The organism is Bradyrhizobium altum, from assembly GCF_020889705.1.
In the GTDB taxonomy this organism is placed as follows: domain Bacteria; phylum Pseudomonadota; class Alphaproteobacteria; order Rhizobiales; family Xanthobacteraceae; genus Bradyrhizobium; species Bradyrhizobium altum.
The window spans coordinates 1-568 of record NZ_JACMYP010000607.1 but is presented as its reverse complement, the minus strand read 5'-3'; the positions used below and the strand labels follow the sequence as shown (position 1 = coordinate 568).

Here is a 568-nt window from a genome sequence, read left to right as displayed (position 1 = left end):
GGGTCGTGGTCGAGTAGCTCAGCCATTTGGCTTTCGCCCTCACAGATCCGGGCGGGCGGATTTCCCGCACCCGGCTCTTCCCGAGGGTAACCCGCGTCATATCCGCGCCTGCGCCCAAGTGCGAGTGATGTGTGGAACGGGCAGACGGAAGCGTGCCGTCAGGGTCTCGAACTCCGACCAGCCCATGCGCCGACTTTTCTGGCTACGCCGTCTCAGACAACGCAGCCAGGTCCGACGCGCTTCGCGGTAGAAGCCGTTGAGCGCTGGGTAATTGTGCGGCCTGCCATAATAGCCATAGTGCCCGCGCAGCACGGCGGCGAGCCACTCGTGCTGCGTGGCCAGTGGCGCGTGCATGAGCCGCCAAGCCTCCTGGCGCAACGCCGTCAGCTTGCGCGTCAGGCGTTTCCCTTCCGTCTTGTGCTTCACGATGAACCGGCCATCTCGGGTCCGCCCACAGTAGTGAGTGAAGCCGAGGAAGGCGAAGGTCTCTGGCCGCCGCTCGCCGCGCCGCTGACGTGAGACGGCCGCGAACCGGCCAAACTCGATCAGCCGCGTCTTGTCCTCATGA

General features: G+C 65.5%; 1 pseudogene. It reads right to left on the bottom strand.

From position 1 onward, the window contains the following. Window positions 1–96: 96 nt before the first annotated feature. Window positions 97–568: pseudogene (locus H8B02_RS47685) on the bottom strand (group II intron reverse transcriptase/maturase); the annotation flags it as partial.